At 30.4% G+C, this 26,526-nt stretch carries 23 protein-coding genes and 2 pseudogenes; 9 read left to right on the top strand and 16 right to left on the bottom strand.

The genetic code is table 11. The features are described from left to right. Positions 1-303 precede the first annotated feature (303 nt). The 4 genes from AJ930_RS08455 (at position 304) to dnaK (ending at position 4,906) form a co-directional block, all read left to right on the top strand. Complete coding sequence (locus AJ930_RS08455; RefSeq protein WP_070233301.1) at positions 304-1,485, top strand: hypothetical protein; 1,182 nt, start codon at positions 304-306, stop codon at positions 1,483-1,485. A gap of 208 nt (positions 1,486-1,693) precedes the next feature. Further along, positions 1,694-2,485, top strand: coding sequence for an HrcA family transcriptional regulator (locus tag AJ930_RS08450; protein ID WP_070275172.1), 792 nt, complete (start codon positions 1,694-1,696; stop codon positions 2,483-2,485). Next, positions 2,482-3,012, top strand: coding sequence for a nucleotide exchange factor GrpE (gene grpE, locus AJ930_RS08445; protein ID WP_070233303.1), 531 nt, complete (start codon positions 2,482-2,484; stop codon positions 3,010-3,012). The genes AJ930_RS08450 and grpE overlap by 4 nt, the downstream gene beginning before the upstream one ends. Positions 3,013-3,034: 22 nt before the next feature. Beyond that, the gene (gene dnaK / locus AJ930_RS08440; protein ID WP_002861408.1) at positions 3,035-4,906 is read left to right on the top strand and encodes a molecular chaperone DnaK; all 1,872 of its coding nucleotides are present in this window, start codon (positions 3,035-3,037) and stop codon (positions 4,904-4,906) included. Positions 4,907-4,963: 57 nt separating this feature from the next. Here the strand turns inward: dnaK and AJ930_RS08435 are convergent, their stop codons facing one another. Continuing rightward, on the bottom strand, positions 4,964-5,791 hold the full coding sequence (locus AJ930_RS08435; protein WP_250535418.1) for a flagellar basal body-associated FliL family protein: 828 nt from the start codon (positions 5,789-5,791) through the stop codon (positions 4,964-4,966). 119 nt (positions 5,792-5,910) lie between these two features. Here AJ930_RS08435 and AJ930_RS08430 point away from each other — a divergent pair. Both AJ930_RS08430 and AJ930_RS08425 read left to right on the top strand, forming a co-directional pair. After that, positions 5,911-6,920: pseudogene (locus AJ930_RS08430) on the top strand (MBL fold metallo-hydrolase). 81 nt (positions 6,921-7,001) lie between these two features. Next, positions 7,002-7,343 carry a cupin domain-containing protein gene (locus tag AJ930_RS08425; protein WP_044794551.1) on the top strand — a complete coding sequence of 114 codons (342 nt, stop codon included), beginning with the start codon at positions 7,002-7,004 and terminating at the stop codon, positions 7,341-7,343. A 22-nt stretch (positions 7,344-7,365) separates the two neighbouring features. Here the strand turns inward: AJ930_RS08425 and AJ930_RS08420 are convergent, their stop codons facing one another. From AJ930_RS08420 to AJ930_RS08350, 15 genes are all read right to left on the bottom strand, one after another. Beyond that, positions 7,366-8,532, bottom strand: coding sequence for a pyridoxal phosphate-dependent aminotransferase (locus AJ930_RS08420; RefSeq protein WP_070275171.1), 1,167 nt, complete (start codon positions 8,530-8,532; stop codon positions 7,366-7,368). A 170-nt stretch (positions 8,533-8,702) separates the two neighbouring features. After that, on the bottom strand, positions 8,703-9,341 hold the full coding sequence (gene cysE / locus AJ930_RS08415) for a serine O-acetyltransferase (RefSeq protein ID WP_070275170.1): 639 nt from the start codon (positions 9,339-9,341) through the stop codon (positions 8,703-8,705). Continuing rightward, a complete protein-coding gene (gene speA, locus AJ930_RS08410) occupies positions 9,342-11,177 on the bottom strand; it encodes a biosynthetic arginine decarboxylase (RefSeq protein ID WP_032595244.1) in 1,836 nt (611 codons plus the stop codon). Continuing rightward, positions 11,174-12,400 carry a histidine--tRNA ligase gene (gene hisS / locus AJ930_RS08405; protein WP_070233307.1) on the bottom strand — a complete coding sequence of 409 codons (1,227 nt, stop codon included), beginning with the start codon at positions 12,398-12,400 and terminating at the stop codon, positions 11,174-11,176. Before hisS ends, speA begins: the two co-directional genes overlap by 4 nt. Beyond that, positions 12,397-12,975 carry a dTMP kinase gene (tmk, locus tag AJ930_RS08400; RefSeq protein ID WP_070233308.1) on the bottom strand — a complete coding sequence of 193 codons (579 nt, stop codon included), beginning with the start codon at positions 12,973-12,975 and terminating at the stop codon, positions 12,397-12,399. The genes hisS and tmk overlap by 4 nt, the downstream gene beginning before the upstream one ends. Further along, the gene (gene coaD / locus AJ930_RS08395) at positions 12,966-13,442 is read right to left on the bottom strand and encodes a pantetheine-phosphate adenylyltransferase (RefSeq protein WP_002852633.1); all 477 of its coding nucleotides are present in this window, start codon (positions 13,440-13,442) and stop codon (positions 12,966-12,968) included. The genes tmk and coaD overlap by 10 nt, the downstream gene beginning before the upstream one ends. A gap of 39 nt (positions 13,443-13,481) precedes the next feature. Next, positions 13,482-14,045 carry a UbiX family flavin prenyltransferase gene (locus tag AJ930_RS08390; RefSeq protein WP_002871446.1) on the bottom strand — a complete coding sequence of 188 codons (564 nt, stop codon included), beginning with the start codon at positions 14,043-14,045 and terminating at the stop codon, positions 13,482-13,484. Beyond that, positions 14,042-14,704 carry a flagellar basal body P-ring formation chaperone FlgA gene (gene flgA, locus AJ930_RS08385; protein ID WP_002852578.1) on the bottom strand — a complete coding sequence of 221 codons (663 nt, stop codon included), beginning with the start codon at positions 14,702-14,704 and terminating at the stop codon, positions 14,042-14,044. The genes AJ930_RS08390 and flgA overlap by 4 nt, the downstream gene beginning before the upstream one ends. An 83-nt stretch (positions 14,705-14,787) precedes the next feature. After that, complete coding sequence (locus AJ930_RS08380; RefSeq protein ID WP_070275169.1) at positions 14,788-15,564, bottom strand: MetQ/NlpA family ABC transporter substrate-binding protein; 777 nt, start codon at positions 15,562-15,564, stop codon at positions 14,788-14,790. Positions 15,565-15,573: 9 nt separating this feature from the next. After that, on the bottom strand, positions 15,574-16,344 hold the full coding sequence (locus tag AJ930_RS08375; RefSeq protein WP_070275168.1) for a MetQ/NlpA family ABC transporter substrate-binding protein: 771 nt from the start codon (positions 16,342-16,344) through the stop codon (positions 15,574-15,576). A 47-nt stretch (positions 16,345-16,391) separates the two neighbouring features. Continuing rightward, complete coding sequence (locus AJ930_RS08370) at positions 16,392-17,165, bottom strand: MetQ/NlpA family ABC transporter substrate-binding protein (RefSeq protein WP_002872575.1); 774 nt, start codon at positions 17,163-17,165, stop codon at positions 16,392-16,394. Positions 17,166-17,354: 189 nt separating this feature from the next. Next, positions 17,355-18,266 (bottom strand): methionine ABC transporter permease, encoded by a 912-nt coding sequence (locus AJ930_RS08365; RefSeq protein ID WP_044780307.1) that lies wholly within the window; start codon positions 18,264-18,266, stop codon positions 17,355-17,357. Next, positions 18,263-19,273 (bottom strand): methionine ABC transporter ATP-binding protein, encoded by a 1,011-nt coding sequence (locus tag AJ930_RS08360; RefSeq protein ID WP_070275167.1) that lies wholly within the window; start codon positions 19,271-19,273, stop codon positions 18,263-18,265. The genes AJ930_RS08365 and AJ930_RS08360 overlap by 4 nt, the downstream gene beginning before the upstream one ends. 4 nt (positions 19,274-19,277) lie before the next feature. Beyond that, positions 19,278-21,890: a valine--tRNA ligase gene (locus AJ930_RS08355; protein WP_070275166.1), complete on the bottom strand. Its 2,613-nt coding sequence runs from the start codon at positions 21,888-21,890 to the stop codon at positions 19,278-19,280. 22 nt (positions 21,891-21,912) lie between these two features. After that, entirely contained in the window at positions 21,913-22,932 is a 1,020-nt protein-coding gene (locus AJ930_RS08350; protein WP_002861422.1) for a hypothetical protein, read from the bottom strand. 128 nt (positions 22,933-23,060) lie between these two features. Here AJ930_RS08350 and AJ930_RS08345 point away from each other — a divergent pair, with 128 nt between their 5' ends. From AJ930_RS08345 to tpx, 3 genes and pseudogenes are all read left to right on the top strand, one after another. Then, positions 23,061-25,091: an ATP-dependent helicase gene (locus tag AJ930_RS08345; RefSeq protein ID WP_070275165.1), complete on the top strand. Its 2,031-nt coding sequence runs from the start codon at positions 23,061-23,063 to the stop codon at positions 25,089-25,091. A 23-nt stretch (positions 25,092-25,114) separates the two neighbouring features. Next, positions 25,115-25,881 (top strand): annotated as a pseudogene (peb2, locus tag AJ930_RS08340) (AcfC family adhesin PEB2). 97 nt (positions 25,882-25,978) lie between these two features. Next, complete coding sequence (gene tpx / locus AJ930_RS08335) at positions 25,979-26,506, top strand: thiol peroxidase (protein ID WP_070275164.1); 528 nt, start codon at positions 25,979-25,981, stop codon at positions 26,504-26,506. Positions 26,507-26,526: the final 20 nt, after the last annotated feature.

Genomic DNA, 26,526 nt, shown 5'->3' with positions numbered 1-26,526 from the left:
ATCGTGGGTGATGATACTACGCCTTACTGGCAGGGGGAAAGTAGCTCATTGCGGACTTGTTAAATGTCTTCATTACTTACTTTATATATAAATCCTATGTTTATTTTTATTGTTGTTTTAGATGACACTTAGAATAGTGTTTAAAAAAGAGTTTGTTGCTGGTTAGGGTTTTTAGAGAGAATAGGGTGTTTTTAGGGGTTTGGAAAATAATAGAGGATAAAATTTAAAATTTTATAAGTTAAAATTAAATAAAATATATTAGCAATATTTTTGAAAAGATGTCGAAAATTTGAAGGCATCAAAATGGATTTTATAAAATTTCTTAATCATTTTCAACCCATATCTAAATCTTCTCAGCAAGCTAGTGTATACAAATCTTTTAAGTTGAATTTAAAACCAAATATTCTTAATGAAAAAGACGAAAATTCCTCTTCATTTCAAGAGCAAAAAACAGATGTAGCTCAAACTATGCTTCAAAGATTAGAAGATGAAAAAGTTTTCAATCAAAAGGTAAGTGATAAAGTAAAAAAAGCTGAAAGAGGTATGACTACTATATATTTTAGAGATCCTATTACAAATAAACTCGTTCGTAGTGCTTTAAGTTCAACAGCTATTAATAAAATGGGGATTGAATTTGACAAAGAAGATATGACTAAAAGACTTGATGGATCATATATATTAAGTGGAAAAGCTGAAAATTTCGTGTCTGGATGGTATGCTGATATAGCATATACTAGAGCTTATGTGGCTAGTGATAGAAATAATGATGGATATTTAGAAGATTATGAACTTGAAGATACGAAAAGTGGTTTTGTAGCACAGGAAACAAATTTAGGACTTTTTGTGCAATCTTATACACAATTAAATGGTAGCGTGGATACTCTATTTGGTTTTGAAAAAGATTTTAGAGAAATGCGCCCAGATGATACCAAGGATACAGATTATGCTGGTAGAACTATAGGTTTAGAGCTTGATAAAATGATAAGAAAAGATGGAGATTTTAATGGGAAGCTTAGTTTTAGCGAAACTGGCATGCAAGCAGTAAAAACCAAAGCTCCAAATTCTGGATGGACTGAAAGTGTAGGTATGTTAACTTTAACTAAATTTAATCAAACTAATACAATAGAAATTAAAGATATCTTGGATAAATTAGGTAAAGGTGTAAAATATGATGATTTAAGTGAAGATGAAAAATCTCTACTTAAAATGCAATTATCTGATAAAATTTTTGATGAAGTTGAAGATAAAGAAACTGGTAATAAAAAACTTGTTTTTAATCTGGATAAATTTAAAATTTTCTATGAAGGTTTTGTTGATTTATTCAAACAAAGAAGTGCAAAAATGCTAGGTTTAAAACCTGAAGATGCAACTAAACTTAATTATAACAATCTTAGTGAAATTGTCAACGAAATGAAGCAAACTTATTTTGATACAAATTCTACAAGTTATGGAAAAATAGCTGATTTAATTAAAATTTGGGCTTAGTTTTTATAATTATCTTGTAAAGTGTATTGTTATTTTTTATTTTGATATATTGTATTTTTATAAAAAATAACTAATAAAAGTTTAGTCATATAGACTAAATAAAATTAAGTATATTTTTTTATATTTATACTTGACAAAATAACACTCAATGTTGTATAATACTTCTAGCAATCAAAAAATAGAGTGCTAAAAATTTAAGGAAAGAGCTATGAAAAGCCGAGATAAAAAGGATTTGATTTTAGATTCTATCATCCAAACTTATCTTTTGGATAATGTTCCTATTGGTTCAAATGAATTAAATTTAAATCTTTGTATCCCTGCTTCAACTATACGCGTCTATCTTAAAAGACTTAGCGACGAAGGGTTGATCACTCAGCTTCATATAAGTAGCGGTAGAATTCCTACTATTTTGACAATGCAAAATTATTGGCAAAGTTTTTGGAAAAAAGAACAAGATCAAGATATCAATATCAAAAGTGAGAATTTTTTAAAAGAGTTGAGTAAAGAATTTGAAATTTATTGTCTTGTTTATGGTGGTAGAAGCTTAGTACTTAAAGAAGCGCTTGATCTAAATGCTAAGTTTATAGTGCTTGATTTTAAAGAAGAAGAGCTCGTTTTAAAATATGAAAAAGAAGCATGGAATTTTTTACAAAGTCTTATAGGATTAGATCTTTTTAGTATAGAAAAAATAGCTTTGAGAGTTCATTTTATGGATCTTGTAGAAAAAATAGCTAGCTTAAGACAAAATTTGATTTGCTATAGAAGTAATGAAGAAAGAGCTTATCAAATTTATCAAAATGATGAATTTGTTAAGCTCTTAGATTGCGGAGTTCATCGTTATTTTAAAGAAAGTCTTGAATTTGAACCTTTATTTAAAGAAGGTTTTATGGGGCTTAAGGTGGATGCGCAGTTTTTGGGCGAAGATGTAAATATTATCTTAGCAGGTAGTGTTTATACGGATTATAAAAAAATATTACAATACATAAAGGAGGCGGCGTGAGCGAGCAAAAGCAAGAATTTGAAAACGAAAACGCAGAAAATTCTGAACATTTGCAAGATGAGAATTTGCAAAATATCGAAGATGTTGAGCAAAACAAATTGCAAAAAGACTATGATGAATTAAAAGACAAATTTATGCGTGCAAACGCTGAATTTGAAAATATTAAAAAAAGAATGGAAAAAGAAAAGCTAAGTGCTATGGCTTATGCAAATGAAAGCTTTGCAAAGGATTTGCTTGATGTTTTAGATGCTTTAGAAGCAGCTATCAATGTCGAATGCCATGATGAAATTAGCTTAAAAATCAAAGAAGGAGTGCAAAACACTTTAGATTTGTTTCTTAAAAAACTTGAAAAGCATGGAGTGGCTCTTATTAAAGAAGAAAAAGAGTTCGATCCAAATTTACATGAGGCAATGTTTCATGTAGATAGTGAAAATCATCAAAGTGGTGAAGTGGTTACCGTGCTTCAAAAAGGCTATAAAATAGCCGATCGCGTAATCCGCCCAACTAAAGTTAGTGTAGCAAAATAAATTTTAATAAAAAGGATAAAAAATGAGTAAAGTTATAGGTATAGATTTAGGAACAACCAATTCTTGTGTTGCTGTGTATGAACGTGGTGAGAGTAAAGTAATCCCAAATAAAGAAGGTAAAAATACAACTCCTTCTGTGGTAGCTTTTACAGATAAAGGCGAGGTTTTAGTAGGAGATAGTGCAAAACGCCAAGCGGTGACTAACCCTGAAAAAACTATTTATTCTATTAAAAGAATTATGGGTTTGATGATCAATGAAGACGCGGCCAAAGAAGCTAAAACAAGACTTCCTTATCATATCACTGAAAGAAATGGTGCTTGTGCGATTGAGATCGCAGGTAAAATTTATACTCCGCAAGAAATTTCAGCAAAAGTTTTAATGAAACTAAAAGAAGATGCTGAAGCTTTCTTAGGCGAGAGTGTTGTAGATGCGGTTATTACTGTGCCTGCATATTTTAACGATGCGCAAAGAAAAGCGACAAAAGAAGCAGGAACAATAGCAGGACTTAATGTATTAAGAATTATCAACGAGCCTACTTCAGCAGCTCTAGCTTATGGACTTGATAAAAAAGATAGTGAAAAAATCGTGGTTTATGATCTAGGTGGGGGAACTTTTGACGTTACCGTGCTTGAAACTGGCGATAATGTAGTAGAAGTTTTAGCAACGGGTGGTAATGCTTTCTTAGGTGGCGATGATTTTGATAATAAACTTATAGATTTTCTAGCTAATGAATTTAAAGATGAAACAGGCATAGATCTTAAAAATGATGTTATGGCTTTACAACGCTTGAAAGAAGCAGCGGAAAATGCTAAAAAAGAATTAAGCTCAGCTAATGAAACTGAAATTAATTTACCATTTATCACAGCAGATGCAAGTGGGCCAAAACATTTGGTTAAAAAACTTACTAGAGCTAAATTTGAAGGTATGATTGATTCTTTAGTGGCTGAAACCATCACTAAAATCAATGAAGTAGTAAGTGACGCAGGTCTTAAAAAAGATGAGATTAAAGAAATTGTTATGGTAGGGGGCTCTACTCGTGTTCCTTTAGTGCAAGAAGAAGTGAAAAAAGCCTTTAATAAAGATCTTAACAAGTCTGTAAATCCTGATGAAGTTGTGGCTATTGGTGCGGCGATTCAAGGTGCGGTTATAAAAGGTGATGTAAAAGATGTGCTTTTACTTGATGTTACTCCGCTCTCTTTGGGTATAGAAACTCTAGGCGGGGTAATGACTAAGATTATCGAAAAAGGTACAACTATTCCAACTAAAAAAGAGCAAGTTTTCTCAACCGCTGAAGATAATCAAAGTGCTGTAACTATCAATGTTTTACAAGGGGAAAGAGAATTTAGTCGTGATAATAAATCTTTAGGAAATTTTAATCTTGAAGGAATTCCACCAGCACCACGCGGTATGCCACAAATCGAAGTTACTTTTGATATCGATGCAAATGGTATTTTAACTGTTAGTGCAAAAGATAAAGCAACAGGTAAGGCTCAAGAGATCAAAATCACAGGTTCAAGCGGACTTAGCGAAGAAGAAATTAACAACATGGTAAAAGATGCTGAACTTCACAAAGAAGAAGATAAAAAACGCAAAGAAGCTGTAGATGCTAGAAATGCAGCTGATAGCTTGGCTCATCAAGTAGAAAAATCTTTAAGTGAGTTGGGTGAAAAAGTTGCCACTGCTGATAAAGAAAATATCCAAAAGGCTCTTGATGATTTGCGCGAGACCTTGAAAAATCAAAATGCAAGCAAAGAAGAGATTGAAAGCAAAATGAAAGCTTTAAGTGAAGTTTCTCATAAGTTAGCTGAAAATATGTATAAAAAAGATGAGCCAAATGCAGCGAACGATAAAAAGAAAAAAGATGACGATGTAATCGACGCTGAAGTTGAGTAATCTTTCAAAATCTTCATTCAAGCCTTTTTAAAAGGCTTGAAAATTTTTTAAAAATTTTTAGGAAATGACAAAATCTTTAAAATATAATCCTTTTATTAGCTTACTACCTAATTTTTCATTGATTTTTTTAAGCAATTCTCTTTGAAGTTCTAATTTAAAATCAGATAATTCATTTTCTTGTATTTCTTTTGCTAGAATGGTTTGAATAATGATATCTCTAATAACAGGCAAAATTCTTGTAAAATTTTCTGAAGAAATCTTACCTGTTAATTCCAAATCAATAGCACAATGTATATATTTTTGTCTGCCAGATTGTGATAGGTTAAGAGTAAAAGGTTCTAGGGAATAAAAATAGTTTGTATGAAAGCTATACGAAGAATTTTCTTGTCTTATATTTTTAGAAGATTTATTAAGTAAAAAGTAGGTGATAAAAACAATGCAAGATAAAATACATATAAATAAAAAAATAATCAATACTTCCAGTGGTTTTAGTATTTTTTTCTTGGTGTTTTTTTCTTTTGAAATAAAATTGAAATTATGTGGATTATTTTTAAAATTAACAATATTTTGTTTGAGCTTTGGCAAATCATAGCGAATAAGGTTTGTTACGATATTTAAATCCATAGCTTGACTATTATGAGCCGCAATATTTCTACTTTTTGAGAGTCTTTTCATATCTTCTTCGCGAAAAATTACCATAACTTCAGTATCTTCGCTATCTTGAATATTTTTTATTGTTTCTTTAATATTGATTAGGGACATGAAAATAGCTTTTTGTTTGGTTTCATTTTTTAAAGCTTGCACAAGTTCGCCTTTAGTTTGTTCAAATATAAAATCAATTTCTTGAATTATTTTGTCTAATTTATATAAATTCTCTTTTTGCATCATTTTACCTAGTATTTAATTTACTTATTTTAACACAAGCAAACTAAAAACTTAGCAATAAAATAAAATTAGTCTAAAAACTTTTTAGATATAATCTTGATAAACATAAAAGGAAAAATTTGAATTTATCATTTAAAACCTTTGATATTTCTAATGCGCAACGATCAAAAGCTAAAAAAGTGCAGGGTAGAAAATATGAATTTTTTCTTAATGAAAACGAGCAAAGTTTTATAACTCCTAAAGTGTCTTTTAAAGAAATTTTGAGGTATTATTATCTTTACCCAAAAAACGCCATTCCTTCTTTTAAATTGCCTTTTTTTAAGCCTGATTTGAGTGATTTTAGCACCTCGCATATTGCTTGGCTTGGACATTCTTCGCTTTTTATAAGTTTTAAAGAATATAAAATTTTGATTGATCCTATTTTTAACACTCATGCTTCGCCTATTTTTTTTATCAACAAGGCTTTTAAAAATGCTCCTGTTTATAATGTAAATGATTTTAATAAAATTTTTGCTGTGATTATCACGCATTCGCATTTTGATCATTTAGATGCTAAGAGTGTAAAAGCTTTAAAAGATAAGGCTAAAATTTTTATTACTCCTTTAAAAGTGGGAAATTATCTAAAAAGTTATGGGGTGAGTGAGAAAAAAATCATAGAGCTTGATTGGTGGAGTGGAATAGAATTTGATGATTTAAAAATCATTGCAACACCTGCACAACACAGTTCAAGTAGGGGAGATGGTAAAAACAAAACCCTTTGGGCTTCTTTTGTGATGGAATTTTTAAGTGTAGGTAAGAGAGTGTTTTTTAGTGCAGATGGAGGGTATTTTACACATTTTAAAAAAATAGGTGAGTATTTTGAGGTTTTGACTTAGCTTGTCTTGAAAGTGGACAGTTTAATATCGCTTGGCCATATTCGCACTCTTTTCCTGAGCAAATTTTAAAAGAAGCAAAAGATCTTAATGCAAAAGCTGTCATGCCTATACATTGGGGGAGATTTTTAGCAGGAACTCACGCGTGGAATGAAGTAGTAAAATTTCTTTATAAAAATTTAGATTTACCCCTTATCACACCAAAAATGGGCGAGGCTTATGAAATAAGGGCTAAATTTAAACAGGATTTTTGGTGAAAAGAAGGATAAATTAACACAAGTTTATAATCTATATTTTGGTTTTTGCTATAGTTTTATAAAACTAAAAAAGGAGATTTTGTGAAAATTATTCAATGGAATAGGGCGGAATTTAGCCCAAAAGAAGTAAAAATCAATGTTTTAATTGACAATGAAAAAGGTAAAGAAATTCAAATTTTATTAGCTAAAGATAGTGTGATGAAAGAGCATAAAGCTCCTTTTGCTATACATATTCAAGTTTTAAGCGGTAAAATTTGGTTTGAAGTGGAAAAGGAAAAATTTGAATTAAATGCTTTAGATATGATAAGCCTAGAGGCAAATGTAGCGCATTCTTTAGGTGGATTAGAAAATTCTATAATAAGATTGAGTTTAAATAAATCAGATAGTATTCAAAGAGTAAATGCTGTGCTTAAAAAGCCTTAAAGTAATTTTAAGGCTTTAGGGCTTAATAAGAAGCAATGAAATTTGCTATTCTTTCTAAACCTTTTTCGATGAGTTCATCGCTTGTGGCATAAGAAAGTCTAAAGTATCCATCCGTGCCAAAACCTATGCCTGGAACAACGGCAACTTTTTCTTGTTCAAGTAATTTTTGGCAAAATTTCATAGAATCTTTTTCTATTTTTTGTATATTTACAAAAAGATAAAAAGCACCTTCTGGTTTATAAACACTGATATTTGGGATTTGTTTAAGCATATCTAAAGCTAAGTTACGGCGTTTTTCAAAGGCTTGACGCATTTTTTCTATATCTTTATCACATTTTCCATTTAAAGCAGGAATGGCTGCATGTTGAGTAATGGAGCAAATATTTGAAGTGCTTTGTCCTTGAAGTCTTTTAACAGCTGAAATTAGGGCTTTATTTTTGCTTGCCATATAGCCAAAACGCCATCCTGGCATAGCTCCACATTTACTAAGTCCGTTAATGGTCACAGTGCGTTTTAAAGCGTCTTCGCTTACACTTGCAAAAGCTACAAAATCAAAACCATCATAGCGAAGTTTTTCATACATTTCATCACTTAAAACAGTAATTTGCGTTCCTTCTAGAATTTTAGCAATTTGAGTTAATTCTTCTTTAGAATAAATCGATCCCACAGGATTTGAAGGAGAATTTAGCATTAAAACCTTGGTTTTAGCTGTGATAGCTTTTTTTAATTGTTCAGCGGTAATTTTAAAGCCATTTTCTTCTAAGCCTTCTATAAATACAGGTTTTCCACCTGCAAATTTTACCATTTCAGGATAGCTTACCCAGTAAGGACTAGGGATAATGACTTCATCATCTTTTTCTACTAAACATTCTATACATTCAAAAAGAGAGTGTTTTGCACCTACATTGGTGATGATTTCATTTGTTTCGTAATCAAGATTATTATCTTTTTTAAATTTGATTTGAATAGCTTTTAATACTTCAGGAATTCCCGCAACAGCAGTGTATTTTCCACATCCTTTTTCAATAGCACTTATAGCGGCATTTTTGATGGTTTGCGGTGTGTCAAAATCAGGTTCGCCTGCTGAAAAACTAATGATATCCTCGCCTTTAGCTTTAAGTTCATTGGCAAGTGCGGTGATAGCTAAAGTGATAGATTCTTCTAAAACTTGAGATCTTTTTGTAAGCATTTTTCAATCCTTAATAATTTTTGTTTAATTTTAGCAGAAAATTGCATTTTTGTAATAAATTTAATTTAAAAATGAGTTATAAAATTCAATAAATGTGAAAATTTGTATTAATTTTTAGGAAAAATTAATACGCATAATAATACATATAATTTTATGTATTATAAAAATTATTATTTTTGTGATTCAGGTCGTTTTAATATAAGATTTTCAAGTTCTAAAATTTTATTTTCTAGCTTTTCTAATTTATCATCGCAATTTGCATCTATGGCTCTAATGTTTTTATTTTTACGCTCTTCGATAATATAAGCAGGAATTCCAACGGCAGTTAAATTTGCACCTACATCTTTAACAACTACGGCATTTGAACCTATTTTAGCATTTTCTCCTATGGTGATATTGCCAAGTACTTTTGCGCCTGAACCTATGATCACTCCTTTTTTTATGGTTGGATGACGTTTAGTGCCTTTTTCAAGACTTGTTCCACCTAAAGTAACTCCTTGATAAATCAAAACATCATCTTCTATGATCGCTGTTTGGCCTATAACCACCCCATTGGCATGATCTATAAAAATACGTCTTCCAAGTTCTGCTCCAGGATGTAAATCTACTCCAGTTAGAAATTGCGAAATTCCACTAATCATTCTGGCAATGCGTTTAAAATTTCTTATGTAAAAAAAATGTGCAAAACGGTAATTTACCACAGCCCATACTCCAGGGTAATTAAAAAAAAGTTCTATACAAGAATTAAAAGCTGGATCTTGCACCTTTGGTTGAGAAAAATCTTCTTTTATAATACCCCAAAAATTCATCTAAACTCCTATGCTTTTTAAATAACCATTATCATTTAAGAAGAGATAAAGCTCCCCTAAAATATGTTTTTTTTGTTTGTCATTTACAAGCTTGGAATTGCTTATGCGTTCATTAAGTATATCCATAATAGCGTGTATATCATAGTCTAAATCTTCTAAGGCATCAAGTATGGATTGTGCTTCTATAATCCCCTCAACTTCATAGCCTTTTTCATTGATACTTATAATAGCTTCAGTAGGATGAGTAAAAAGATTGTGTTTCATTCCAAGTACTTCTTGATAGGCGCCTACAAGGAAAAACCCTAGAAAATAATTTTCTTTTTCTACATCTACATCGTGTAAAAATAAAGGCTTATCTTTAGAGTATGAAATTTCTCCATCACTATCGCAAGTTATATCCCAAATACTTGCACTTCGAGTCGGTTCTTCGTCTAAGCGATCAAGTGGCATGATGGGGAAATTTTGTTCTAAACCCCAAAAATCAGGTATGCTTTGAAAGAGTGAAAAATTTACCAAATACCTTTCTTGTACTTCATCTTGTATGGCAAGTAAATCCGCAGGATTTTGCTTATCGCCTAAAAGTAAGATAGCTTTTTTTGTAATCAAATGAGTTAAAATTTCAGCATTGGAGCGATCTTGCAAATCGACATAGCCCAAATCAAAAAGAGTTAAAATACTCTCTAAATGATCTATGCTATCGTGCAAGTATTCTAATGCATTGGAAGGTTTTATGCTTTTATAAAGATCATAAAGCTCATCGATAAGTTTTGGATTTTGTTTTTTAAGTATGAGTTTGTTTTCTGCATATTCTTGAGAAAAAAGCTCCAATACAGGAGCGATTAAAACAGCGTGATTAGCTGCTACAAAACGCCCACTTTCTATAAAAATATCAGGTTCTAAATCTTTTTTTTGTTCAGCTATATTTTTTAGGATAAAAACTACATCGTTAGCGTATTCCCTTAAGGTATAATTTCTACTTTTTTCATTTTTAAATTGTGAGTATTCCACAGCTAAACCGCCACCAAGATTGATAGCTTTTAGATTTTTAGCTCCCATTTTTCTAAGTTCTGTGTAAATATTTCCTGCTTCGTTTAAGGCTTTTTTTAAAGGATGAATTTCGGTAATTTGTGAGCCTAGATGAAAGTGAATCATGGTAAATTGTTCTAAAAGTTTGTTTTCTTTGAGTAAATTTACTGCTTCTATGAGTTCAGTGGATGTAAGTCCAAATTTAGAATTAATCCCACCGCTTTTTGCCCAAATTCCAACTCCAGCAGAATGCAAACGCACACGTAAGCCTATATTTGGTTTGGGTTTAAAGCGTTCTTTGGCTATGTCTATGATAGCTTCAAGTTCATTAAGTCCTTCTATGGTTAAAGTGATATTATGTCCCATTTCAGCTGCGATAAAGCCTATATTGATAAGTTCTCTATCTTTAAAGCCATTTACTGTAATAGGTGCACCTTCATTATTATAAGCCATAGCGAGTAAAAGCTCTGCTTTAGAACCTGCTTCAAGTCCGTAGTTATAGTCTTTTCCAAGCTTTACAAGATTTTTTACAAAACCAGGGTATTGATTTACCTTTAAAGGATAAACAGCGTTAAATCCTCCTTTATAGCCAAATTCTTTTCTTGCTTTATTGAAATTTCCGTAAATATTTTCAATTTGTTTTTGAATAAGATGAGGAAATCTTAAAAGTAAAGGTCCCTTGTATCCATCATCTCTTAATTCTTTAACTATATCAATAATAGCAGGTTTTTTCTCATGATTGATACAAACTTTACCATTTTTGATAATGAAATTTTCATTTCCCCAAATATCAATACCATAATCCATTATAAAACCTTCTTTAAGTCTGAAATTTTAATCATTTTTTCTTCTTTTTTTGCTAAATTTTTATAAAACAAACTTTCATTTTGTGCTTCATTTTCTCCCATACAAAGAAAAATTTCAGCATTATTTTTATCCGCGTTTTCAAGATGTTTAGCTAGTTTTCTTGCTTCATAGCTTAAAAGCACTTTATGTTCTTTTCTTAAATTTGTAGCGATATGCAAAAGTTTTTGGATATAAATTTCATCCATAGCACAAAGATAAATTCCTTCTCTTTGAACCTTTTCTTCTTTTTGTTCTAAAATAGCTATAATTCTTTCTATACCCATGGCAAAACCTACACCAAAACCACTTTTTCCATCAAGGTATTCAATAAGTCTATCATATCTTCCGCCCCCAGCAATAGCAGCTTTTGCACCAATTTCATCGCTAATGAATTCAAAAGCCGTTTTAGAGTAGTAATCAAGCCCTCTAACAAGTTTAGAATCCACTTCAAAATCCACTCCGTTTTCTTTTAAAACGCTTTGTAAAATTTCAAAGTCTTTTTGGCAAGATGAGCATAAATTTTGATTTAAAAGCGGAACATCATTAAGTAAGCTTTGACAATGCTCATTTTTACAGTCTAAAACACGAATGGGATTTAAGTTTTTTCTACGCAAACAATCCTCGCAAAAACCTTTTTTGCTATCTAAAAAATGTATCAAATTTTCACGATATTTTGGCATACATTCTAAACAACCTAAAGAGTTAATCAGTAGTCTAAATTTAATATCTAAGCGTGAAAAAATTTCTACTAACATTAAAATAATACTTGCATCTTCATAAACGCTTGCGTTTCCAAAACTTTCAACGCCAAATTGATGAAATTCTCTTAAGCGTCCCTTTTGGGGTCTTTCATAGCGGAACATGGAACCATGATAAAACCATCTTTTCACACTAGTGTTTTTATCGAGTTTTTTTTCTATATAGGCACGCACCACCCCAGCAGTTCCTTCAGGACGCATGCAAACATGATTTTCGCCTTTATCGATAAATTCATACATTTCTTTGCCTACTATATCAGAACTTTCTCCTACGCTTCTTTTAAAAAGGGTGCAAAGTTCTAAATGCGGTGTGTTGATAAAAGTAAAGCTATAGTTTTTAGCTACTTCTTCACAGATTTTAATCACTTTTTCATAATAATATGCATCTTTATCTAATAAATCTTTCATTCCTTTTAAAGCGTTAATCATTGTAAAAATTCCTTTATTTGTTGGTGTAATTTTTCTTTACTTTCTTTTGCGTCAAGTGTTAAAATTTCTATAGAAATTTTTTCTTTTAAAAAATAAAGCACTTTTTCGAGTTTATCTTGTATGCTTAAAAAATACTCAATGCCACGTTTTTCTATGCTATCTAGTTCTTTTTGACTGAGACGTTCTTGGATAAGGTTTACATCTCCTTTTAAAAAGATAATTTTTTGTGGAAAAAAATTTTCTAAAGCAAAACTATTTAAAGCAAAAAGCAAATCGTTTTCAAAATCTTTGGCATAAGCCATGCCTGAAATAAAACTTCTATCGCTAATAATGAGTTTGTTTTGATTGGTTTTTAAGATTTCTTCAAAATGTTGAGCACGATCAGCTAAAAAAAGCAAGAGTTCAGCTCTTTTGCTAATAGGATGAGTTTTATTAAGTAAAATTTCTCTTAAATGTTTTCCAAGTTCTGTTCCGCCAGGTTCGAGTGTGAAAATGGCGTCTTTATAAATTTCTTTTAAAAGTGAAATTTGCGTACTTTTTCCTACGCAGTCAATACCTTCAAAAACTACATACAAGATTGATCCTTTAAAAAAGGTAGAATTTCTTTTGGAACAAGAGAACTTACATCACCCCCATGTGCTACTATAGAGCGAACAATAGAACTTGAAATAAAAGCATGTTTTAGACTTGGCATAAGATAAATGGTTTCCATATCTTCCCAAAGTGCGTGATTTGCATAGCCAATTTGCAATTCGTATTCAAAATCACTCACCGCTCTAAGTCCACGGATTATAGTATTAACTTTTAATTCTTTGGCTAAATCTACAAGTAAATTATCAAAAGCAATGATTTTAACATTTTTTAAATTTTGTGTTGCAAGCAGGGCTAGTTCTTTGCGTTTTTCTAAATCATAGCAAGGTTTTTTATGTTCACTTTTTGCTATGGCAACGATGACTTCATCAAAAATTTTTAAAGCTCGTTTGATAACATCCAAATGTCCGTTGGTAATAGGATCAAAAGTCCCAGGATATAAACAAGTCATTTTTGCTCCAATTTTTTTTAAAAATATAACAAATTTAAACTAAAAATTTTGCCATTTTTCATATAAATTGTGTTTTATTTCTAAAAGATCTAGCCATTTACCTACGATAAAATTTTCCATTTGTTCTAGATTGTTTGCTTTAGAATAACTTGCGATAATAGGAGGTGCGATAATAACTCCCATTTGGCTAAGTTTTAACATATGTTCTAAATTTAAAGTAGAAAAAGGCATTTCACGTACGCCTAAGATGAGTTTTTTTCTTTCTTTTAAGGCCACTGCTGCAGCACGCATTAAAAGAGTGTCTGCAAAACCAGCGTGAATTTTTGCTAAACTTGAAATCGAACAAGGAGCAATGATAGTTTTTTCTATTCCAAAAGATCCACTTGCTACACTTAGACTTAAATTTTTATCATCTAAAAAATGAGTGTATTTAAAATTTTCTTGACAAATTTCTTCTAAATTTGCTTCATTTTCAGCTTTGAAACTAAGTTTTGCACCTTGAGTTAAAATACAATAAAGTTCGCATTGATTTTCTAAATTTTTTAATAATTTTAAGCCTAAATTGACACTGCTTGAACCAGAAATTCCTAATAAAACCTTCATTGTATAATCATCCTATTTTTACCCACTACGATGCCTTGCATAACTTTACCTTCTTTGTTTTTTGCACGAATCCTTTCGCCCATATTTGCACTTTGCAAAGCCACAAGTTCGATTAAAACATCAACATTTGCTTCACTTAAAACTCCGATTATAGGATCATTTCGGCGTATTAAAGCTGTGGTTTTAAACATATTTGCTCTTAAAATGGCGTTTTTGTTAATATTGCTTTTAGCTACAAGATTATCTACATCATCTAAGGTTAAGGCATTTAAAGGAACTTTATCAAAATCAATCAATACGCTTTTATAGTCAAAAGCTCCAAGTTTATCTCCTCTTTTTATAGCGCGTTCGCTTTTTAAAACTTCTAAATTTGCTTGAATGAAATATCTAAAAAATACATTTTTTTGTATATTTTGCGGAGTTTTAAATTCAGCCCTTAAAAAGCCTTGTGCTTGATTAAAACGCCCATTAGCGATTCTTAGAAATTCATATTGATCAAAATCTTTAGGCAATGATGTTATTTTTAAATCAATTTGAGAAATTATAATTTTAGGAAAATTATTTCTAAATTCTTTAGCTAGTGCTGTTTTGATTTCTTCTAAACTAGCTGCTTGGATATAATTTATCACAATAAAAAAAGTTAAAAAAATAATTTTCATTTTTATCCTAAGAATTATAATGCAATAAATAGTATTTTAGCTTTTATAAGTTTAACAAAGCCTTTAGAAGGCTTTGTATAGAGTTAAAAAGTAGGGATAACAGAGCCTTTATATTTTTCTATGATAAAATTTTTAATTTTATCGCTTGTTAAAATTTCTTTAATAACAAGACTTTTTTGACTTGTTTCTTCACCTTTTCTTGCAGCTAAAACAATAGCATATAAACTATCTTTATCTTCTATAAAAATACCATCTTTTAAAGGGTTTAAACCTGCTCCAAGAGCATAGTTTGTGGTAATAACAGCCAAATCAGTATCATTTAGGGCTCTTGGAAGTTGTGTGGCTTTAAGCTCTATAAATTTAAGTTTTTTTGGATTTTTACTTATGTCAATAGGGGTTTTAAGGGTGTTTTGACTTTTAAATTCTATTAAATTTGCTTTAGCTAGTAAATCAAGGGCTCTGCTTTCATTGGTAGCATCATTAGGTATAGCGATTTTAGCACCATTAGGAATGTCTTTTATATCTTTTATGGAGTTAGAATATATAGCCATAGGAACTAAAACAATAGCACCTAAAGAACTTAAATTTGTTCCTTTGTGGGTATTAAAATCATCTAAAAAAGGTTTATGCTGATATAAATTTGCATCTAAATCTTTCTCATTTAAAGCGATATTAGGTATATTATAGTCATTAAATTCCTTAACTATCAACCTCCAACCTTTTTCTTGAAATAAGGGTTTAGAGAAATTTAAAATTTCAGCATAAGGCGTTGGTGTTGCACCTATGATTATGGTTTTATCTGCCCCAAAACTAAGGCTAATTGTAAATAAAACACTTAAAAATATTTTTTTAATATTCATGCTATACTCCTAAAAAGCTGGGATTAATATATCTTTATAATGTTCATTAATGATGGCTTTAAATTTATCGCTTCTTAAAATTTCATCAATTACTTTGGTTTTTTCGCTATTTTTATCTTCTGAGCGTACCACAACATAATTTACATAAGGGCTATTTTTATCTTCCCTAAAAATAGTATCTTTACTTGGATTCAGACCGGCTCCAAGTGCGAAATTAGAATTAATTATAGCAATATCAACATCATCTAAAGCTCTTGGAAGTTGTGCGGCTTTAAGTTCTATAAATTTAAGTTTTTTTGGATTTTTGTTTATGTCCAATGGGGTTTTTAGAGTATTTTTGTTAAGCTCTATTAATTTTGCTTTCTCTAAAAGCTCTAAAGCTCTGCTTTCATTGGTCGCATCATTAGGTATAGCAACTCTAGCATCTTCTTTAAGATTTTCTAAATTTTTGATTTTTTTACTATAAACTCCTACTGGAGCTATAAGTACAGGCGTTGTTGCAATTAAATTTGAACTTTTTTTTAGGTTGTATTCTTCTAAAAAAGGTTTGTGTTGATATAAATTTGCATCAAGTTCTTTTTCCTCTAATGCACGATTGGGCAAAATATAGTCTGAAAATTCTACTATTTTAAGCTCATACCCTTTGTTTTTAAAATCATCTTTCATTAGTTCTAGTAAGCTACCAAAAGGATTTGGAGTGGCTCCTATAGTAATGTTTTGTGCAAATAGGCTAGATAAATTTAGAATGCAAGCGAGTATAATAATTTTAAATAAATTCATAAAAACTCCTTTGTATTTAAAAAAAAGTCCCTAGGTAAGGGACAAAATTAAAAAGCAGGTAAAACAGATCCGTTGTATTTTTCTATGATAAATTGTTTGATTTTATCACTTTGTAGAGCTTGGATTAAGGCTTTGATTTTTGGATCGTTTTCATGTCCCACTCTTACAACAAGAATGTTTGCATACGGGCTTTCTTTATCTTCGATAAATACGCTATCTTTTGCAGGATTTAGATTTGCAGAGAGAGCGTAGTTGGAATTAATTACAGCAAAATCAACATCATCCAAAGCTCTTGGAAGTTGTGCGGGCTTTAATTCTACAAATTTAATTTTTTTAGGATTGTCTATAATATCAAGAGGTGTTTTTAAAGCCTTATCTTTAAATTTTACCAAACCTTTTTTTGCAATAATATCTAAAGCTCTACTTTCATTGGTTGGATCATTTGGAATGGCGATTTTAACCCCTTCTTTAATATCATCTAGACTTTTGTATTTTTTGGAGTAAACAGCCATAGGTTCTATGTGTATGGCAGCTACTTTGATAAGTTTGGTGCCTTTGTTTTTATTAAATTCTTCCAAATAAGGAGTATGTTGGAAAAAATTTGCATCGGCTTCTCCGTTATCAACAGCTAGATTAGGTAAAACATAATCCGTAAATTCTTTGATTTCAAGTTTATAGCCTTGTTTTTCTAAATCAGGTTTTACTTGTTCTAGGATTTCAGCATGAGGGACGGGAGTTGCTGCAACTGTGATGGTTTCTAATGCATTTGCATTAAGACTTAATGTTAAAATACTTGCTATAAATAAAGATTTGATTTTCATTTTTTTCCTTTTTAGTCATTTTGTGCTTGCTTTAATCTTAATAAATTCACTCTGACTATCAGGAAGAAGCATATAAAAACTTGTTGATAGTCAGATTAACGCATCTGATACATCATTTTAATTCCTTTAATTTTTTTTAAATTTTACTTAAAAAAACTTATATTTATCTTAAAAGGAGATATAATCTCCTTATTTTTTGAAACCTTTATAAAGCAAACTTCCTAAAAATAAGATAAAAATAATTGCTTGCCAAAAGAAATTTTCATCATTGTTTATATTGATAACTATACTAACTCCAAGTAAAATCAATAGAGTGGCAATGATATATGTAGTTTTACTATTTTTAGCCCAAGTATAAAATAAATTACCTAGAATTTGAACTAACTGAACTAATATAAGTAAAATAACTACAGTTTGAATCATAACTTCTTTGTTAAATCTTTCATAACCATAGCGAATAGCGACATCTCCCAAACCTCCACCACCGACAGTTCCAGCAAGAGCAGAAAAACCAATGGTAAAGATTAAAGTTAGAGTAATTCCGCTAATTATAGCAGGAAGAGCCTCACTAAAGATAACCTTGAAGATAATTTGAATATTGCTAGCGCCATAACTTTTTGCTGCTTCTATGATTCCTTTGTCTATTTCTTTAAAAGCACTTTCAAGCATCTTTGCCAAATAAGGAGCTATTCCGATAGCTAATGGAACTATGGCGGCATTTGTACCTATGCTGGTGCCTACTATGATTTTAGAAAGTGGTAAAAGAACAACTATAAGAATTAAAAATGGAAAGGCACGCAGTATATTTGTAATAAAATCTAAAATGCTATAAGCGATTTTATTTTCTTTAATTCCGTTTTTATCCCAAATAGCAAGTAAAATTCCAGGAATAATAGCCAATAAAAATCCAAATAGTACAGCCATTAAACTCATATAAATTGTTTCATTAAGTGCAGGTTTTAAAATGTTCTCATAATTTTCACTGAAACTTGTGATAGAACTTAAACTCACTTCTTTAATATCCTGCCAAGAAAATTCATTAAAAAATTGAGAAATTCTACCAAAAAAAGCACTGATGATAGAGATGTTTTCTTCATTCATGATGCCACCTCCCATAATACTCCACTTTTTTCTATGTAATCAAGAACCTTGTCTTTATCCTTTTCATTTATATTTATAACTAAATTTCCTAAGGCTTTTCCATTAAGTTTTTCTATTTTACCCCAAACTATGTTAAAGTCTATATTTAGAGTTCTTGCCATATGAGTGATGACGCTATTTTGGGCAACTTCTTTTGGAAAGTAAAGTTTGATATTAAGTCCGTGTTTAGGCAAAAAATCACTTTCTCCTAAAAATTCTTTCATTTTGGCATTAGGCTTTAAAAAAAGCTCATCAATTGCTCCACTTCCTATGATTTGTCCATGTTCAAGCAATAAAGCTTTTTGAGCTATGTCTTTTACCACATCCATTTCGTGAGTTACTAAAACAACAGTAATCCCAAATTCAGTATTGATTTTAGATATAAGCTCTAAAATATTTTTTGTAGTGTTTGGATCAAGAGCCGAAGTAGCTTCATCACTAAGTAAAATTTTTGGGTTTAAAGCTAAGGCTCTAGCAATAGCAACGCGTTGTTTTTGCCCCCCACTTAGTTCTCTTGGGTAGGATTTGTTTTTATGATCAAGTCCTACGATTTCAAGCAAAGAATTGACTTTTTGGGCAATTTCTTTTTCACTCATGTATTCTTTATTAAAAAGCTTGGCATGAAATTTACACTGAGTATAGTGTGTTCTTAAAGGCATAGCAACATTTTCAAATACATTTTTGCGCTCCATTAGGGCAAAATTTTGAAAAATCATCCCTATATCTTTTCTAAGCACTCTTAGCTCTTTTGATTTTTTTTGACTTAAATCTTTAATTTCTTGATCAAAGACTTTTAAGCTTCCTTCTTGATAATTCTCAAGTCCATTAATACATCTTAAAAGAGTGGATTTTCCAGCTCCACTATGACCTACTATGGCGTAAATTTCACCCTTTTTAATCTCCAAAGAAACATCGTTTATCACGAGTTCCTTGCCATAATATTTTTTTAAATTTTTTATTTTTATCAAATTTTCAACCTCTTAGATTTTGAAGTTCAACTGATATTTTTTCAAGCTGAATTTTTAAATTTTCTAGAGCTTCTTTATTTTGCTCCACCACCTCTTTAGGTGCGTTAGCAGTGAATTTTTCATTTGAAAGCATGGAGTTAAGCTTGAAGCTTTCTTTTTCAAGCTTATTTTTTTGATTTTCAAGTCTTGTTAAAATACCACTTAAATCAACATTTTCAAGCGTAATGAAAATTTCTAAATTCTCGCTAACATCACATATTGCCTTTGGTAATTTTTCTTCACTAAATTCTATTTGCTCGCACTTTGCGAGCATCATGATAAAATTCATATAAGCTTTGATTTCATTTTTGATTTTTTTATCGTTAAATTTGATATAAGCTTTTTCTATTTTAGAATTTCCAAGATCGATTAAACTTTTAGCACGGCGGATACCAACTATGCTTTCTATAAGTAAAGAAAAGATTTTTTCTATATTTTTATCTTGTTCTTTAAATTTTGGATATTTGCTTATCATAATAGAAGGGCTTGTTTTAAGTTCTGTATCGCTTAGTTTATGATATAAATATTCACTGATAAAAGGCATAAAAGGATTTAAGAGCTTTAAAGCTTCTTTGAAAATACTACCAAGTTCTTTAACGCTTGATTTTTCTGCTTTGCTAAGCTCTATACCCCAATCGCAAAAATCATCCCAAAAGAATTTATATAGAGTATTGGCTGCATCATTAAAGCGATAATTGTCTAAATTTTCTCTTACATCCTTAACACAAGTTTGAAATTTGGCATAAATATATTTTGCTAATTCTGAATGAAGTGTGATATTTTCCAAATCTTCAAATTTACTTTCATTTAAAAGCAGATAATTTGTAGCATTATAAATTTTATTTGTAAAATTTCTAACTTGTAAAAGTTTATCATTGCTAAGTTTAATATCGCGTCCTTGTATAGCAAGAAGTGCTAAAGTAAAGCGTAAAATATCGGCACTATATTCTTTAATACTTTCATTTGGATCGATGACATTTCCAAGACTTTTACTCATTTTTCTACCTTGCTCATCTTTCACAAGAGCGTGTAAATAAATATCTTTAAAAGGAAGTTGATGTAAGGCATTAGTGCTTTGAAACATCATTCTAGCCACCCAGAAAAATAAAATATCAAAACCTGTAATGAGTAAAGAATTGGGATAAAAATCTTTTAAATCCTTTTCAGACCAAATTTTATCTTTACCCCAATTTTCATTCCCCCAGCCTAGAGTACTCATAGCCCAAAGTCCTGAAGAAAACCAAGTATCAAGTACATCTTCATCTTGTTTGAAATTTTGACTTTGACATTTTGGACAAGTTTTAGGCGTATGTTGGCTTGCCCATTCATGAGAGCATTCGCAATAATACACAGGAATTTGATGCCCCCACCAAAGTTGTCTTGAAATACACCAATCTCTTAAATCTTTCATCCAAGCATTAAAGCTATTTATCCAGTGATTTGGATAAAATTTGCTTTCGCCAAGTGCAACTTTTTCTATACTTTCTTGGGCGATTTCTTTTTTTACAAACCATTGCTTGGAGATATAAGGTTCAACTACATTGTTGCAACGATAACAATATCCTACCTGATTATTATGTTCTTCTGTTTTTTCTATAAAGCCAAGACTTTCAAGTTTGGCTACGATTTTTTCTCTTGCTTCTAAGCGTTCTAAACCTTGAAACTCTAAACAATGTTCGTTTAAAATTCCTTTTTCATTAAAAACGCTTATAAATTCTAAATTATGTCTAAGTCCTACTTCATAATCGTTCATGTCATGAGCGGGAGTAACTTTTACAACTCCTGTTCCAAATTCTTTTTCTACATGCTCATCAGCTATAATTTTAATGGCTTTTTTACTTATAGGCAAAATCACTTCTTTGCCCACAAATTTAGTATAGCGTTCATCGTCAGGATGTACCATAACTGCAGTATCGCCAAAAAAAGTTTCAGGACGCGTTGTGGCTACTACTAAAAATTCATCGCTATCTTTTAAAAAGTATTTAATATGATAAAGTTTTCCTTTGTTTTCTTTGTATTCAACTTCTATATCACTTAAAGCGCCATCGTGAGTACACCAATTTATCATGTAGTTTCCACGTACAATAAGTCTTTTATCATAAAGTTCTACAAAGGCTTTTTTTACGGCATTAACCAAACCTTCATCCATAGTAAAACGCAAGCGACTCCATGCAGGAGTGATGCCTAGTGTTCTCATTTGGTCTAAAATTTTTCCACCGCTTTGCTCTTTCCACTCCCAGACTTTTTCTATAAATTTTTCTCTACCTAGTTCTTCTTTTTTAATGCCTTGAGCAAGAAGTTGTTTTTCTACAACATTTTGAGTAGCAATACCTGCGTGATCAAGCCCTGGTTGATAAAGAACCTTATAGCCATCCATTCTTTTGTAACGCGTCATAATGTCTTGTAGAGTAAAAGTTAAAGCATGTCCTATGTGTAAAACTCCAGTGACATTAGGAGGAGGCATCATAATGCAGAAATTTTTATCTTTTTCTTGTATGGTTTTATTGCCATCGATCTCAAAATATCCGCGTTCTTCGCAAATTTGATAATACTCTTTTTCTAAATTTTTATCATACATTATTTGCCTTTATTGTTTTAGCTTATTTAATAGAGCTAATTTCTATAATTTCACAAAACGGGAAGAAATATTGTGCTGTATTAAGTCCAGTTTTCAAACTTTTGATATGTTTAGAAAAATCACTTCCTTTGCCATCTTTTTTAATTTGAAGTTTAAGTCTTTCTAAAATTTCTTCACGTGCTACATGTTCATTTAATTCTTTTGGATTGTTTAAATATGGGCTTAATCTATCTAAGCTAATATATTTATAAGCTTTTTTCATATCTGAAAAGATAATTTCTTTGTTATAGATAGTTAATTTCATTTCCCCTTTTGGTAGCATTTTAACAAAAATACTTAGATAATAATCTTTTGCATTATCTTGTATAACGCTTAGCATATCTTTTAACAGATTGATTCTATATTGGCTTAAAAATTTTCCATCTAAAATATAAACTTTCATATTTTCTGTACTAAGTTCAGGTTCTAAACGACTGTTTTTTCCTATGCTTAGATACTCTCTAGCGGTATTTAGATATTTATTTTTGTTTGACTTGTTTGATTGAAGTTCTTTTTTTACGGCTCTCTCTCTTTCTAAGATCTTTTGTTGTTTGCTGATTTCTTTTTTAAGAGCTTCTATTTTGGCTTGTTTATTTTCTTGTTTTAATTTTTCTTTATCCGTATCTAAAATTTGCTTATTTTCATTTGTATTAATATTATTACTTGTATTGGTGTCATTATTTAAGCTTTGATTGTTTTCGCTTATTGGCGTATTAAATGTATTGTTATTTAAGCTTTGATTTTCATCTAATGGGTTTGTTTCTTGCTTTTGGATAGTATTGTTATTAATATTTATATCTGATGAACTATTGTTGGTTTGGATCGAGGGCGAATAGGAATTATCGTAGTTATTAGTATACGATTTTTGCTCGGTGTAAGTGTTGGTGTTTAAGGTGTAATTCTTTGGTTTTGAATATTCAAAAAGATAATAATAGGTTCCACCTAATATCACAATAATAGCAATTAATATGCCAACAATAATAGAAAAAATTTTCAAATTCATTTGCTATCCCTTAAAAACAGAAAGTTAAATAATTTTAGCATTGTACTATAATCTAATATAAAGTAATTTTAAATTTTTATATTTTTAAGTAATTTTTTTTTATAATTTTAACTTTTATAAGGAAAATAATGCCACTTTCAAAATTAAATAATGAACAATATCTTGCTGCTACTGCTGATTTTGGACACAATCTTGTTATTGCAAGTGCAGGGACGGGAAAAACTTCTACTATTGTTGCAAGAATTTCTTATCTTTTAAGCAAGGGAGTGGCACCTCAAAAAATTATGCTTTTGACTTTCACAAATAAAGCCAGTAAAGAAATGATAGGGCGTTTAGGGAAATTTTTTGATAAAAATATTACCAGTAAAATACTTGCAGGAACTTTTCATAGTACGGCTTATACCTTACTTAGAAATGCGGATAAAAATATAATTTTAAAGCAAGCAAGCGAGTTAAAAACTCTACTTAAAAGTGTCTATGAAAAAAGAACCTTTAGGCATTTAAGTGATATAAAACCTTATCAATCAAGTTATTTATATGATCTTTATTCTTTGTTTCAAAACAAAGCACACAATCAAGATTTTTATACTTGGTTTTGTCAAAACTATGAAGAACAAAGTATTTATGCTGAAATTTATGAAGATATTTTAAAAGAATATGATAATGAAAAAAAGCGTTTTAATTATGTAGATTTTAATGACTTACTTATCAATCTAAAAGAGCTTTTAAAAGAAGAAAAATATGAATTTGATGAAATTTTAGTGGATGAATATCAAGACACAAATACTTTGCAAAGTTCCTTAATAGAGGCTTTTCATAGTAAAAGTTTGTTTTGCGTAGGGGATTATGATCAAAGTATTTATGCTTTTAATGGAGCGGATATTAATATCATAGGTGGGTTTAAAGATCGTTTTAAAGATGCAAAAATTTTTTCTTTAAATAAAAACTACCGTTCATCAAGAAGTATTTTAGCTTTGGCTAATAAAGTGATTTTAAATAACGAAAGATTATATCCAAAAGAACTTATTGTTACAAGAAATGATGAGTTTAAAGCCCCATCTTTGCTTACTTTTGAAGAATTATTTGATCAGTATCAAAATATAGCCAAAATGATACTTACAAGCGGAGTAAGTTTGGAAGAAATTGCCGTGATTTTTCGCAACAACTCAAGTGCTGATGGGGTTGAAGTAGCTTTAAGGGAGCAGGGCATTGCAAGTGTGAGAAAGGGAAGTGGAAGTTTTTTTGAAAGTTTGGAAGTTAAAGCTTTTAGCTCCATGCTTGCGCTTGTGGTAAATCCTAAAGATATCATGGCTTTTATTCATTTGGTTCAATATACCAAAGGTGTGGGTGGAGTTTTAGCAAAAGAAATTTTTGACGCACTTTTAAAATTAGGGCATGGAAATTTAATAAAAGGTTTTTTAGATCCTGATAAAAATGTAAATTTGCAAAATCATCAAAAAAGAAATTATCAACTTGGGCTTTTTGCAGATTTGGAAGAATTAGCCAGCGAAACTCGTTTTAAATTTGAGAGTGAATTTGATGCACATCCTATTTTAAGACTTTCAAAAATCAATGATTTGTGCGCTAGAAATTTGGAAAAAATCTATCTTTTTTTAAAAAAAGCTATGGAAATAAAACATTCTTTGACTTTGGTAAATTTAATTTGTGAAAATTCTTTTTATAGAGAAATTTGCGAAGAACTTGCAACCAAAAGAGCGACAAATAAAGCAGGGCAGGTGGATTTATTAAGAAAGAGTGAAAATTTAGAAAAAATAGAAACAAAATTCAATGTTTTAAAAGAGCTTACAAAAAATTATAGCGATATTTACAAGTATTATAATTTTCTAACTTTAGGTGCAAGCGAAATGAGTAGTGGCAAAGGAGTTAATTTGCTTAGCGTGCATGCAAGTAAGGGCTTGGAATTTGATCTTGTTTTTGTGATTGATCTTGCGCAAGGTCGCTTTCCTAATCAAAAGCTTATGGGAATGGGTGGAAGCTTAGAAGAAGAAAGAAGACTTTTTTATGTTGCGGTAACTAGGGCAAAAAATATACTTTATTTAAGTTATGCTAAATATGATAAAAACAAAAAAACTTCTTTTACTCCTTCTCGTTTTCTTATAGAAGCAGGGCTTTGCAAGGGAGAGTTAACTATAGATTGATAGAATTTTCTTTCAAGTAAGTTATATTATTAAAGAAAGGTTTATTTTATGAAAAAAATATTAATTTTTTAAGTTTAGTAGCAGCAAGTTTTTTAAATGCTGAAATTTTAGTTTATGGTCCAGGTGGTCCTGCTCCTGTACTAAAAGAGCTTGCTTTAAAATTTGAAGAAAAAACAAAAGAAAAGGTGATTGTAACCGCAGGTCCAACTCCAGCTTGGATAGATAAAGCAAAAGAAAATGCAGATTTGATTTTTTCAGGCAATACTTCAATGATGGATGATTTTGCTAAAAAATTCCAAGTTTAAGTTTAGAAAATTTAAGCGTTTTAAATATGCGTCCATCAGGCATTATCGTGCGTCCAAATAATCCAAAAAATATTAAAAATTTTGAAGACATTTTAAAAGATGGCGTAAATGTTATGGTGGTTGATGGTGCAGGACAAGTTGGACTTTATGAAGATATGGCTTTAAAAAGTGTAAAAAGAGAAAATTTGGTAAAATTACGTAAAAATATAAAAATTTATGCTAAAAATTCCAAAGCTGCTGTAGATGAGTGGAATAACAATCCAAATATTGATGCTTTAATCATTTGGTCTCATTGGGCAAAGGCTTTAGGCGATGATAAAGCTTTATTTATCAAAGATAAAAATGCAGTGATTTATCGTGCAGCTGAAATAGCTCCTACAAAAAAAGGTTTAGAAAATAAAAAAGCTTTAGAATTTGTCGATTTTATTAAGAGTAAAGAAGCTCAAAAAGTGTGGAAAAAATATACTTGGAAAGAAGTAAAATAATTTTCAGTGAAATTAAAAATAATTAATGTTTATAGGATATAATCGCTCCTAAAACATTAATTGCAATAATGTTTAAAATATCAAAAAAGGAAATTAAATGAGTACAGTAAATTTTAAAGGAAATTCTGTAAAACTTAAAGGAAATTCAGTAGAAGTTGGAGCAGATGCTCCTAAGGTAAATCTTAAAGCTAAAGATTTAAGCGTGATTGAAATCGGTGCAGCGGGTAAAACTCAAATCATTTTAAGTGTTCCAAGCTTAGATACACCAGTTTGTGCTACAGAAGCTAGAGAATTTAATAAAAAAGTAGCCAGCTACAATGGTGCTGAAGTGATTATAGTAAGTATGGACTTGCCTTTTGCTATGGGAAGATTTTGCAGTACAGAAGGTATTGAAAATTTAAGTGTTGCAAGTGATTTTGTGGCAAAAGAATTTGGTGAAAAATATGGTGTTTTGATAAATGAAGGTGCTTTAGAAGGGCTTTTAGCTCGTGCCGTATTTGTGATTAAAGAGGGTAAAGTGGTATATAAAGAACTTGTAAATGAAATCACAGAAATGCCAGATATTGCAAAACTTGATGCATTTTTTGGTGGTTCTAGCTGCTGCGGTGGTTGTGGTTGCCATTAATTTTGATTAAGCCCATTCTT

The organism is Campylobacter sp. BCW_6871 (genome assembly GCF_001762325.1).
Classification (GTDB): domain Bacteria; phylum Campylobacterota; class Campylobacteria; order Campylobacterales; family Campylobacteraceae; genus Campylobacter_D; species Campylobacter_D jejuni.
Note: the sequence above shows the minus strand (reverse complement) of the source record. Positions and strands in the feature narration are given on the sequence as shown.

Excerpts from the sequence above, each read along its gene's own strand:
- AJ930_RS08455 (WP_070233301.1), top strand. The coding sequence starts at position 304 with ATGGATTTTATAAAATTTCTTAATCATTTTCAACCCATATCTAAATCT.
- AJ930_RS08450 (WP_070275172.1), top strand. The coding sequence starts at position 1,694 with ATGAAAAGCCGAGATAAAAAGGATTTGATTTTAGATTCTATCATCCAA.
- dnaK (WP_002861408.1), top strand. The coding sequence starts at position 3,035 with ATGAGTAAAGTTATAGGTATAGATTTAGGAACAACCAATTCTTGTGTT.
- AJ930_RS08435 (WP_250535418.1), bottom strand. The coding sequence starts at position 5,791 with ATGCAAAAAGAGAATTTATATAAATTAGACAAAATAATTCAAGAAATT.
- AJ930_RS08420 (WP_070275171.1), bottom strand. The coding sequence starts at position 8,532 with ATGCTTACAAAAAGATCTCAAGTTTTAGAAGAATCTATCACTTTAGCT.
- cysE (WP_070275170.1), bottom strand. The coding sequence starts at position 9,341 with ATGAATTTTTGGGGTATTATAAAAGAAGATTTTTCTCAACCAAAGGTG.
- hisS (WP_070233307.1), bottom strand. The coding sequence starts at position 12,400 with ATGATTAACGCTTTAAAAGGAATGAAAGATTTATTAGATAAAGATGCA.
- coaD (WP_002852633.1), bottom strand. The coding sequence starts at position 13,442 with ATGACTTGTTTATATCCTGGGACTTTTGATCCTATTACCAACGGACAT.
- AJ930_RS08390 (WP_002871446.1), bottom strand. The coding sequence starts at position 14,045 with ATGAAGGTTTTATTAGGAATTTCTGGTTCAAGCAGTGTCAATTTAGGC.
- flgA (WP_002852578.1), bottom strand. The coding sequence starts at position 14,704 with ATGAAAATTATTTTTTTAACTTTTTTTATTGTGATAAATTATATCCAA.
- AJ930_RS08380 (WP_070275169.1), bottom strand. The coding sequence starts at position 15,564 with ATGAATATTAAAAAAATATTTTTAAGTGTTTTATTTACAATTAGCCTT.
- AJ930_RS08375 (WP_070275168.1), bottom strand. The coding sequence starts at position 16,344 with ATGAATTTATTTAAAATTATTATACTCGCTTGCATTCTAAATTTATCT.
- AJ930_RS08370 (WP_002872575.1), bottom strand. The coding sequence starts at position 17,165 with ATGAAAATCAAATCTTTATTTATAGCAAGTATTTTAACATTAAGTCTT.
- AJ930_RS08365 (WP_044780307.1), bottom strand. The coding sequence starts at position 18,266 with ATGAATGAAGAAAACATCTCTATCATCAGTGCTTTTTTTGGTAGAATT.
- AJ930_RS08355 (WP_070275166.1), bottom strand. The coding sequence starts at position 21,890 with ATGTATGATAAAAATTTAGAAAAAGAGTATTATCAAATTTGCGAAGAA.
- AJ930_RS08350 (WP_002861422.1), bottom strand. The coding sequence starts at position 22,932 with ATGAATTTGAAAATTTTTTCTATTATTGTTGGCATATTAATTGCTATT.
- AJ930_RS08345 (WP_070275165.1), top strand. The coding sequence starts at position 23,061 with ATGCCACTTTCAAAATTAAATAATGAACAATATCTTGCTGCTACTGCT.
- tpx (WP_070275164.1), top strand. The coding sequence starts at position 25,979 with ATGAGTACAGTAAATTTTAAAGGAAATTCTGTAAAACTTAAAGGAAAT.